The sequence below is a fragment of the Dehalococcoidia bacterium genome, assembly GCA_003597995.1.
Lineage (GTDB): Bacteria > Chloroflexota > Dehalococcoidia > Dehalococcoidales > UBA1222 > SURF-27.
This window is the reverse complement of the sequence record QZJY01000029.1, coordinates 1-11,048: the sequence shown is the minus strand read 5'-3', so window position 1 is coordinate 11,048 and position 11,048 is coordinate 1. Positions and strand designations below refer to the sequence as shown.

At 50.5% G+C, this 11,048-nt stretch carries 7 protein-coding genes and 1 tRNA gene; 7 read left to right on the top strand and 1 reads right to left on the bottom strand.

Features of this window, described 5'->3' with window-relative positions:
* The first annotated feature begins 234 nt into the window (after positions 1–234).
* From C4542_04445 to C4542_04435, 3 genes are all read left to right on the top strand, one after another.
* Positions 235–308: transfer RNA gene (locus C4542_04445), tRNA-Arg, on the top strand.
* 123 nt (positions 309–431) lie between these two features.
* Positions 432–2,960: a hypothetical protein gene (locus tag C4542_04440; GenBank protein RJO62342.1), complete on the top strand. Its 2,529-nt coding sequence runs from the start codon at positions 432–434 to the stop codon at positions 2,958–2,960.
* A 503-nt stretch (positions 2,961–3,463) separates the two neighbouring features.
* The gene (locus tag C4542_04435; protein ID RJO62341.1) at positions 3,464–3,733 is read left to right on the top strand and encodes a hypothetical protein; all 270 of its coding nucleotides are present in this window, start codon (positions 3,464–3,466) and stop codon (positions 3,731–3,733) included.
* Between the two features lie 275 nt (positions 3,734–4,008).
* On the opposite strand, the gene C4542_04430 is transcribed toward C4542_04435, so the two are convergent.
* Positions 4,009–5,301, bottom strand: coding sequence for a hypothetical protein (locus C4542_04430; protein RJO62340.1), 1,293 nt, complete (start codon positions 5,299–5,301; stop codon positions 4,009–4,011).
* A gap of 646 nt (positions 5,302–5,947) precedes the next feature.
* On the opposite strand from C4542_04430, the gene C4542_04425 reads away from it, so the two are divergent.
* From C4542_04425 to C4542_04410, 4 genes are all read left to right on the top strand, one after another.
* On the top strand, positions 5,948–6,685 hold the full coding sequence (locus tag C4542_04425) for a (2Fe-2S)-binding protein (protein ID RJO62339.1): 738 nt from the start codon (positions 5,948–5,950) through the stop codon (positions 6,683–6,685).
* On the top strand, positions 6,686–8,959 hold the full coding sequence (locus tag C4542_04420; protein RJO62338.1) for a xanthine dehydrogenase family protein molybdopterin-binding subunit: 2,274 nt from the start codon (positions 6,686–6,688) through the stop codon (positions 8,957–8,959).
* Between the two features lie 10 nt (positions 8,960–8,969).
* Positions 8,970–9,950 (top strand): molybdopterin dehydrogenase, encoded by a 981-nt coding sequence (locus C4542_04415; protein ID RJO62337.1) that lies wholly within the window; start codon positions 8,970–8,972, stop codon positions 9,948–9,950.
* A gap of 213 nt (positions 9,951–10,163) precedes the next feature.
* A complete protein-coding gene (locus C4542_04410) occupies positions 10,164–10,814 on the top strand; it encodes a hypothetical protein (protein RJO62336.1) in 651 nt (216 codons plus the stop codon).
* The last annotated feature ends 234 nt before the right edge of the window (positions 10,815–11,048 follow it).

The window sequence follows — 11,048 nt, the reverse complement described above, 5'->3', positions numbered from 1 at the left end:
TCGGGGTATCACAATAATCTTAGTTGATCTTTGTGAATCTGGATATATTTACCGGATTCGCCGCAAGCGGCGGGGAATTAGACCCTAATGAGATTAACAAGCAATAGCTAGCGCGAACTAATCTTTACCTTTCTGTTAGCGATTACGGCTTTCTCCAGGGCTGGGAAGTTGAATCCGCCTCGATAGCCTTGACCTTAACAGCATGTGATGCTAAATTATGTGTGAGCAAAACATGTCCCTGTAGCTCAGCTGGACAGAGCAGCTGCCTTCTAAGCAGCGGGTCGCGAGTTCGAATCTCGCCAGGGACGCTTTTAGCCTCAAAAACATCCCCGAGACGACACCAGAAAACCCTCGGAGACCTACTACCTGACCACTTTTTCAGAGTTTGCTTGTCAGGGATGGACACAAAAGTGTAATATTTACTCAACTCCATGCCAACCGATATAACGTCCGTTCCTGTACAGGTTGCTCCTAAGAGCCGCCTGGTTATTCTATTCATTCTAGCTGTCTTTTTCATCTCGGGGGCCTGCGGACTGCTTTATGAGGTGGTGTGGATGAAAATGCTCACCATCGTCTTCGGCGGTACCGCTCTGGCCATCAGCACTACTCTGGCTGCCTTTATGTCAGGCCTGGCGCTTGGCAGTTTCTACTTCGGCCGCCTCATTGACCGCCATCATCACCCGCTTAGAATTTATGCCTTTCTTGAGTTGGGCACGGGGCTTTTTGCTTTTCTCATGCCGCTCTTGTTATCTCTTCTTGACAAGTTTTATGTTTTTACTTACCAGAATATTACCACTGACTACTTGTGGTTGAGCGTTGTTCGCCTGGTACTATCTTTACTGATTTTGCTTATTCCTGCTACTCTCATGGGCGGCACGCTGCCAGTCATTACCCGTTTTCTGGTGAAACGCTTCGGAGAGCTGGGTTCGCGCGTGGGACAGCTTTACTTCATAAATACTATGGGCGCTGTCGTGGGTACCTTCGCAACCGGTTTCTTTCTGATTGTCTGGCTGGGCGTCCATGAGGCGGCATATCTGGCGGGAGGATTAAATATTCTCATTGCCATCGCGGTACTGGTGCTGGACAGACACGCTGCATCTGCCGAGTCCCCGAAGGTCGCGCCGGTTTATCAGCCGGCAGGTTCAAATAGCAACGCTGAGAAAATCACTCAATCGTATTATTCTCCGGGGATAGCCCGCCTTAGCCTGTGGGCTTTCGCTATTTCTGGATTTTGTTCACTGGCGTATGAGGTGCTATGGACGCGAGCGTTGGTTTATATCCTTGACAACACGGCACAAGCCTTCACCACTATGCTGGTGGCCTTTCTCCTGGGTATCGCTCTGGGCAGTCTCGCCATCACGCGATTCGTGGACCGCACCAGAAATCTGCTCGTTTTGTTTGGCCTGGCTGAGGTGCTCATTGCCCTCTTCGCACTGATATCCATCCCGGTCTTCGTCAATCTCGGGGCCAGTATCGGTGGTCCACCTGGCAGCATCTTTTACGCTGAATATAGCTTATGGCAATGGGTGAGTATCCGTTTCGGGCGCTCCCTGCTGGTGATGCTGCTGCCTACGCTTCTTATGGGTATGACCTTCCCTATTGCCAGCAAGCTCTATACCAGAAGCGCGGCCGGAATGGGGACAGCTATCGGCAATATCTATTCAGCCAACACCATAGGCGGTGTTTTAGGCTCGTTTGTAGCCGGGTTTGCCCTCATCCCCTGGATTGGTGTCTACCATAGTGTCATGCTGATAGCCGCTATCAACACCGCCATCGGATTGATTCTCTTGCTGGCCGAATCCGCAATAAAACTTGGAAGCAGGTTCAAAACTGCAGTTGTCAGCGTTGTTTGTTTTATTACCACGCTGGCTGTGATGCTCTCCTCAGGGCCAATTGTTTTTGCTTCGCCTATAGAACAGCAATACCCATATCAAATCCTTTACTACAAAGAAGGGGTAGGTTCCACCGTCAAGGTTTATCAGGACATTTTCGCTGACAAGACCATCAGTATAGATGGTTTCCCTGTGGCCGGCACAATTCAGCGCCACGAGGATGCCCAGCGCAGCCTGGGTAACCTGCCGCTCCTTTTGAGCCAGGTATCCCGGCCGCGGGTAAATCTGGTAGGTTTTGGCGCTGGTGGCGCGTCCTGGGCGGCCACGCTTTATAACCCCTCATCGGTAGATTGCGTTGAACTGGTGCCGGCCGTAGTCCAGGCCGCCAGGTTTTTCCCCGAGGTCAACCACGGTGTGATGGATAACCCCGCATTTGACCTGATAATCGGCGATGGTCGTAATTATCTCCTGGTTACAGATAAAAAATATGACGTCATTACCGTTGATGCCACCTCCCCGAAAAGCGCCGGCAGCGGCAACCTCTACACTAGGGAATTCTACCAATCGTGCAAATCACGGCTTGATGATAACGGGTTGGTGGTGCAGTGGCTGCCCTTTCATCTTCTTTCCGAAGATGAAATTAAAATGACCGCTCGCACCTTCATGTCGATTTTTCCGCATACCTCCCTCTGGTTTACCTTCCAACGCTCCTACTATATTCTGGTGGGTACGCAATCAGAGTTAAACCTGGATTTCCGCTTGCTGCAAGATAAAATGGCCGATGAAAACATAAAAGCCGAGCTTGCGCCTTTGGATATCATCGATAGTTATGATGTGCTCTCCTGCTTCATCATGGGAGAGAAAGAGCTGGCAGACTATTCCTCTGGAGCCAGACTCAATACGGATGACCACCCGTATCTTGAATATTCCCAGACCATGTCCTATTTTTATACGGTTGATGTCGCCAGGCAGAACCTGTCCAGTATAGCCCGCTTGCGCCAGAGTGTGCTGCCATACCTGGCAAATCTCGGCGCCACTACATCAGAAGCGGATGAGGTCAAGTCCATGTTGCAGGCGCGCTTCAATGCCACGCCTGTGGGGCATTTCTGGCCTGATTATGTTAACTAGCTATATACTGAAACATCTGCTTTTGGTTTGCCTCTGATTACACCTTCTTTTTTCATTAATCTATCTCAACGCCCCAAAAGAGGGATTGCCGGATACTGCTTTTCAAATTTTGCCTACTGCAATTCTCAGCAGCTTTACTACGTTGATGAGGGATAAAGGAATTTTCTGCACCGACGAGTTTTGGATATAAAAATACGAGGCCCTCTCCGCTGAATGTGCCGGAGAGGGTTCTTTTTTACGGATATTGTTATTTGTATAGTTAGGTTACAATTATAGTGCCTTTAACAAGCGGGGCACCTTCGTCCCAATACTGGTATGTACCGGCCTTGTCAAAGGTAAAATCAAAAGTTCCATCCGCGATAATAGTCGTGGTAAAAGGGTAATCGCAGATAATTTTGTAGTCGTTATGGTCCAGGTTCTCAAACTCTACCGCCGCACCTACTGCAATCCTCAGTGTAGCGGGATTGAAAACACCCCCATCAATGACTATCTTGGGTTGAGAAGTGCTGGACGGTGGCGGAGTGGTGGTGGTCGTGGGCGGAGTGGTAGGGGTGGTCATCGGCAGAGTGGTAGTAGTAGTCGTGGGCGGAGTGGTAGTGGTAGTCGTGGGCGGAGTGGTAGTAATAGTCGTGGGCGGAGTGATAGTAGTAGTCGTGGGCGGCACAGACGTGGTCGAGGATGTAGCAGGCTTTGAAGAACATCCCAGAACGGATGCGATCAAAATCAAGCTCGTCAGGACAAGAATGATACTTTTTTTACTTTGCATTGGTTAACCCCCTCTTTGTATTTTATTTTGTACAACAAAATGCTATTGTACTAAAAACAATATGGATTATGCAATTTTTCTATAAAATAAACTCCACTATAGCATGATAGTGGCGGATATTTCTTGGATTATAGTCAGAAAGGAATTAAATAGTTATAAAATTTTTAGTGTAATTGTGAATATTTTATGACAATACTCCATTTACTCACACCGAAATGCCATCGGTGCTGAAACAGAGAATTAACTTTACATCTGTTGCAACGCCTTCAACGAATGTAGATCTTAAGCCCCTTTTTGCGCAGTATCCTTGCCATCCTCGCCAGACACACCTTCCACCGCCGTTGATTTTGAAAGCATATCCTGCCGACTGGCCTGCATGGCATCAATGATTTCCCCAAGGCTCGACATGTCGAAATCTGAGGTGAGAAAGTGGATATTCGCCTGGTTTCCAACCGCCGTACCTGATGCCTCGAGTGCTTGAGCGGATTTTAATTCCTGCTCGGTGCTATCCGGGTTTTGAACTTGCTGCGCTTCAGCGCCGGCAGCCGCAACAGCTTTCCCAGCTTCAAGTTCTTTTAGAGCAGCTTCAGGCACCGCTTCACGGCAAATCACAAAGCTGCCAAGTCTAGGCTTAAGAACATCATAATGCCGTTTTAAAATGCCCAGCCCTTCTCTTTGAAACCAGTCTCCATCTTCCCTGCAATCCACTATCATATCAGGCCGTGATATTTGAAAATAGTCAGCCGCGAGAACCAGGTCAGCCTTGTCATCAGCCATATTTATTACCAGGTCAGGCCAAAGTTTGTTAATACCGAATTCTTTTTTTATGTCTGCGATGCGGTACCATTCTTGTTTCGAGCTGAGCAATCGCGCTTTCCAGCGAGGTTCGTAGAAGTCTGGCAGGAAAGAAACAAAACAATCAAGTTTGGTTGAATGAATTATGATTTTGGGAGCTAAAAATGAACACATGAGGTCATGTTCAAAAGAAATAAGATTGGTTTCTGTAGCTTCCGGTACCTCTTTAATATACGAACCCGGAACGGGATCCCCTTCAGCCTCGGATGGTTCATGGAAATCTTGAGTGGGGACGCTGTAGAGCTTATCTGGAAGTAATAACTTGATAAGGGCGAGGATAGCCCAGCGTTGATACCCCTCGCGGAAATATTTTGTAAAATCGTCTTTTACAATCTTGCTGGCTGTCTGTTCAAAAACGTCTGGTGTGATTTTGTTTTTAAGCAGGTTAAACAGGGTGTCAAATAACCCTCTCATCAACCCGTCCAGTGGATCATTAAAAAACCAGGAGCTGCCCGCTGGAAGCGTTATGGCCTCCAGATTCAGAGTTTTCGCGACATCCCGCTGTACTTCAAGCCAGTGCCGGCTCAGAAGATACCCTTTCGCCAGCTCTTCAGAAAAATGTCCCTTTATAAAACTGATTTGCACCATATCGAACAGGCGATAAAATTCCGCTCGAATATCCTCAGGGAGTACCACTGACTCTGGACTGATTTCAATGCCCGGTTGTTTTTCTACGAACCCCTTGAGATGTGCGTAATCACTCTGCCATGAATTGGCCATCGGTTCTCCTTTCAGATAAATCTGTAAGATATAGGTCGGTTAACCCACCAAATACTTGTTAGTCCTGAAATGCATCTTTCAGCCTTGTTCCCTTCAATGCGGTCCTTGCCTTCAAAGCAGGTAAAAGAGTAGAGAAATAAGGAGGAAAGACGACAGCTTTAAGGAGTTCGAAAATCCGAAGGTCTGGTTGTCTCGCTTCCATAGATGATAAACATATTTATATTACAAGGGTATACGACATCCCCTAAAACTATGGTAGATAGTCCAAGTAGAAATTTTACAAATTAGCTGGCATTAAAATAGTATAAGGATAAGTAGACAATTAAACAAGAACAGTATATACTCACATATACTCCAATGTCAAAGTATGCGATCATCTCGTTTCAGGTTGAAGAAAAAACAGGGAATAGCTTAAGACTTAAGACAACAAGTTTTCTGTGGCAGTTCTTGGAAAATTGGCAGGCAATGCTGCAAGAGCCAAAACAAGAGATAATTGCTGGCGTTGACTTGTGAATCCCATGTCGAGTAAAATCGTAGTTCATTGTCTAACTAATAATACACGTTGAAGGAGGTGATATACAGAAGGCAATCTTTGAGTTTATTCTGGAGTCATATTTTATTTGAAGGAGGTTGCAATCAAGGGTAAATGTCAGAAGAAAAGAAAAATAGTACCGGACAAATATCACGCCGTGAATTCCTCAAAGACGCCGGGCTGGTGATAGGCGGAGCCACCGTAGCTTCTCTCCCCGTGCTCAGCGCCTGCGGCGGAGGGGGAACTACCACAGTCGCCAAAACTGTCACTACTACCTTACCCGGGACCACCACCACTGTTACTCAGAGCAAGTTCATCTGTCCCCTCGACGCCACCGAGTATCCCACGCTGGACGCTCTGAAAGCCCATTTCGCGGCAGCCCACCCGGGAGCCACCCTGCCCCCATATACCAAACTGAATGTTAACGGCGTGGACTACAATCTCGTGATACCAGGTCACTGGACGTTAGCCTGGACGCTGAGAGAACAACTCGGGTTGTTCGGCACCAAGATTGGCTGCGATATGGGTCAGTGCGGCGCCTGCACGGTGCTGGCAGACGGAATCCCTGTATTCGCATGTATCATGCTTGCCAATGAAGCCCAGGGTAAAAAAATACTCACCATTGAAGGGCTCTCGGACGGCATCAAACTCAACCCGATACAGCAAAAGTTTTTCGATATTGAAGCTGTTCAATGCGGCTATTGCACCGCCGGGTTCGTCATGGCAGCCCAGGGACTGCTCAATGCTATTCCCAAACCTACCGAAGACGATGTGCGACTTGGTCTCTCTGGCCACCTTTGCATGTGCCAGAACTTCAAGAAGTCCGTCGCTGCGGTAGTAGGAGGTGTATAAATGGCAGGTCCAACTCTGAATGTAATGGGTGATAAAACCACTCACGATAAAAGTCTTCAAGCCATCCTGACCGGTAATGCGGATTGGATTGGCGACCACATGCCGGGCGGAAAGCTTTACGGAGCTCCCAAACACGCCACCATTACCCATGGCACCATCAAGAGCATCGATTCCAGCAAGGCGCTGGCTGAACCGGGAGTCAAGGCTGTCATTACCTACAAAGAGGCCCCGACTCTATTCAGTCCGACCATCCTTTACTGGGGGCAGGCGGTAGCCGCTATCGTGGCCGATGACTGGTACACCGCCCTGCGCGCTGTCAACCTCGTCACCGTTACCTACGACGTACTTCCAGCAGTGGTTGATGCCGACGAAGGCCTGAAGCCCAACTCCGTGCTCAGCGGTAAACGCGCCGATAACAATATCGCTACCTCCACCTTTGTGCGCGGCAATGTTACTGATGGCTTCAAGGCTGCTGAGGTAACGCTCGAGACGACCCAGCCATGGACCACCAGTCATCAGCACGCCCCTATCGAACCCTACGAAGGCCTCGCCTGGTGGGTGGGTGACAATTGCTACGCCTACCAATCGACACAGAACCTGCACGGGACTAAGGGCGCTCTTGTCAACTACCTGAAATGGCCGCAGGACAAAGTGCATGTCTACGCGCGCTACACCGGCGGCGGGCATGGGGCCAGGCTCTCGCAGTGGGAGTCGGGCGTGGCAGCCCTGTGTTCCAAGGCCGTCGGCGGGACTCCGGTTTATTTCAGAGAGACCAAAAAACACAACATGCTGTTCCACATCCGCCAGCACGAGCACCGGTCGGTGTACAAAATGGGAGCCAAGAAGGACGGCACGCTGACGGCCGTCGATGTGCAATACTTCACTAACGGCACTGGCGCCGGCGCCGGTACTGTTTTCACCAAGACCTGGGTGGTTCCCAACGTTAACTGGAGCGGACAGGGCGTTTACGTCAACGTGCCCGACCGCGGCGCCTGGCGCTGCGTGTCCGACCCGCCCCAGGCAGTCAACATGAGCACAGCCTTCGACAAAATGGCCGAAAAGCTGGGTATGAACCCGTACGATTTCCGCAAGAAGAATCTCATGCCGGTCGATATGCCCGACCAAGACTCGCCCTTCAGAATCTGGGGTTCCAAGGAAGTCAACGAGTGCTTCGAGACAGTAGCCACGCAAAGCGGATATACCACCAAATGGCATGCTCCCGGCACCAAAACGCTGCCCGATGGCCGCCTGCACGGTATCGGCATCCACTGCCATACAGATAGTCACGGCAGCGTCAGCGGCGCCAGTATGGCCGGTCTCATCCTCATGCAGCCCGATGGCACCTGTCTGGTAAATTGCGGATCCGGTAGACCTCACAATGCGCCCAGCGAGATGTGTCATTTCGTGGCCGAGGAACTGGGGCTGAAGTACGATGATGTCATGGTGGGCGCATGGGGCGAGACTGATGCGACACTAAACTCCGGTTACAATGGCGGTTCCGCCTTCACTGGCGCCGCCGGCTCATCCTTCGTTATGGCCGCTAGGGATGCGCGCGCCAGGGTCTTTGCGGCTGCCATCACCAAGACCGGTTTCAGCAATATAGCCGGCATCACCGTGGATGACCTGACGGCCAAAAACAGCGTCATCACCTACACCAAAGACCCCACCAAGACGCTCACCTTCGCTCAGGCCATGAGCGGCACCCCGCCGATTGCCGGGTTTGGTAACGGTTGGGCTGCCGCGGGGAACACCACCGGTATAAATAAGGGTGGTTTGCAGCGCCCGCTATATGGCAAGCCCGTCGGTACAGCCGTCAATGCCCAGAGCGCCTGCGCTTCAGTGGCTGAAGTGGCGGTTGACCCCGAAACCGGCGAAGTGGAAATCCTGGGGCACTGGAATGCCGTCGGCACCGGCCGTATCGTATTCTATCAAGGTGTAATGTTGCAGATGGGCAGCGGCACCGAGCTCCAAGTTGCCCAGGCTCTCTTCTACGGCGATATTTACGACCCGGCTACTGGCGCCGTTATTGGCACGCAGTACACCGAGTCCCAGTTGCCCACCACCATGGACTGCGTCCCTAGCCGCTATAATCTTTACCCTGTTGAAGGCGATGACTACAGTGCCCCGCATGGCGCCCACGGTATCGGTGAACCCGTCGTCGGCAGTTATGCCTGTATCCTCACCGCCATCTACAATGCCACCGGCAAGTGGGTAGACCCGGACCACGGCGCCTGCAACCCGGACAGAGTACTGAAAGCTCTGGGCAAGGCATAGGAGAAAGAAGATGAATAAATTCACTCACGTTAATGCCGCAACTATACAAGACGCTACAGCAGCGCTGGCCAAGGGCAAGACCCAGGTTATTGCCGGAGGCACCGACCTCATCACCTACATGAAGGGCATGATTTCGCCTAATCCGCCTGAAACCCTGGTCAATATCAAGACCATCCCCAACCTGTCTTACATCAAGGAAGAAGGCGGCCTGCTCAAAATCGGTGCCCTCACCACGCTCACCACCATAGCCAACTCGAGTGTGGTCAAAACCAACTACACCGTATTGGCTCAGGCGGCTCAGGCTGCAGCCTGCCCCGAAATCAGGAACATGGGCACCATCGGCGGCAATATCTGCCAGCGACCGCGCTGCATATACTTCCGCAACGAGTTCAATGATTTCAACTGCCTGAGAAAGAACCCGTCAGGCCTGTGCTATGCGCTGGTAGGCGTCAACCGTTACCACTCCATTTTTGGCGCGCTCGGCGGCTGCGTGGCCGTCTGTCCTTCAGACACGGCCTCCGCGCTGGTGGCTCTGAACGCCAGTATCGTCACCAGTAAGAAGACCTGGAAAGCGGCCGACTTCTTCGGCATCGGTGCCACAGCCTTCAAAGGCGAACAAATTAACCAGATCGATGCCGACGAAATCGTTACCGAAATCCAGATACCCACCCCGGCCGCCGGCACCAAGAGTGCCTATCTGAAGTTCGCCTTCAGGAAAGCCATCGACTTTCCGCTGGTAAGCGCGGCCGTGGTCGTCACCCAGAGCGCTGGCACGGTATCCGCTGCCAGTATCGTGCTGGGCGGCGTTCACAACGCCCCCAAAGTTGCCACTGCGGCTCAGGATGCCATCAAGGGTAAGGCCATTGATGCCACTACCGCTGCCGCGGCCGGCACCGCTGCGACCACCGGCACTACAGTTCTGGCTATGAACAAGTACAAGGTCCAGATAGCTCAGACTTTAGTCAAGCGCGCCTTACTCGCCGCCAAGTAAGCTTACAGGCTCCTTAAAGGCAGCTAGAAGGAGAGCCGCCCCCACTATGGGGGCGGCTCTCCTTGATATAACCGGGACGGGGTTTTGGCGTTATATATTATGGATGATTGAGTATTAGTAACCTGGGTCACTGCCAACACGAAAGTTATAATGTATTATATTATTATAAAGTTGTAGTATAATTTAAGTACACTCCTCAAAAGGAGGATTGATATGAACATATTTAAAAAAATCAGACTGCAGAAGAAGTTCATTGCCTTTTTTACCGTAGTACCGTTGTTACTGTTGAGTTCTCTGATAAAGGCTCCCTGTCCTATAGATGGAGGAACAGGGATTATATCGAGCAACGGTATGAAATTTGTTAGCATAACTAATATCGAGGCTACCGCCACGGGGGTTTATCTGGCTTTTTGCGGTGTTTACCGCATATACCCGACTGACGTCACTCTCACGCTGCAAAACAATGGTGATACGGACGCCAGCGGGCAGCTCAGCCTGATACTGGTAGACTACAAAACCGGTAAAGTCCTGAATAACCAATATGTAGGGGTTAGCGTACCGGCACATATGCAGACTACCGCGATATATAATGTATATTTTCAAACCAATGTAGACGACCCAACGACAGTTAAGGTAAACGCTAAAGTGGTAGGCGGAGATATTAAGGACACGGTTTGCGATGGAACAGGTAAAGTTCCATTGAATTTCTGGCCGTTTTATAACCAGATGAAAACTACTTTGTTAGCAAACCAGCAGCAAACGGTGTCAACGCCAGCCTTTATACCATACTTTTTGCCGCCTGAAGACTGGGACGTGCCGAATGCCTATGACATGGGCGTTTACGACGAATTTGCCGGTCAATAAGCACCACCTGTGTGGCAGTAAGTAAATTCCCTGAGAGAAACAACAAATTCAAATCCCCCGGCCTTGAGGTCGGGGGATTGCTTTATATTGTCGGGTTCACAGTTAAATGCATGGAATAAACTTCCCCGACCTTACGGTCGGGGTATTAACCTATCTCAAACTTCGTTTGCCCTGCATCTTTTTTACGCTGATTTTCAATGTATGCTTGGATAACACCCTCGTCTACACCAACCG

What these genes read in the sequence shown, in the direction of transcription:
- C4542_04420 (RJO62338.1), top strand. Translation starts at nt 6,686, where the DNA reads ATGGCAGGTCCAACTCTGAATGTAATGGGTGATAAAACCACTCACGAT.
- C4542_04410 (RJO62336.1), top strand. Translation starts at nt 10,164, where the DNA reads ATGAACATATTTAAAAAAATCAGACTGCAGAAGAAGTTCATTGCCTTT.
- C4542_04425 (RJO62339.1), top strand. Translation starts at nt 5,948, where the DNA reads ATGTCAGAAGAAAAGAAAAATAGTACCGGACAAATATCACGCCGTGAA.
- C4542_04440 (RJO62342.1), top strand. Translation starts at nt 432, where the DNA reads ATGCCAACCGATATAACGTCCGTTCCTGTACAGGTTGCTCCTAAGAGC.
- C4542_04430 (RJO62340.1), bottom strand. Translation starts at nt 5,301, where the DNA reads ATGGCCAATTCATGGCAGAGTGATTACGCACATCTCAAGGGGTTCGTA.
- C4542_04415 (RJO62337.1), top strand. Translation starts at nt 8,970, where the DNA reads ATGAATAAATTCACTCACGTTAATGCCGCAACTATACAAGACGCTACA.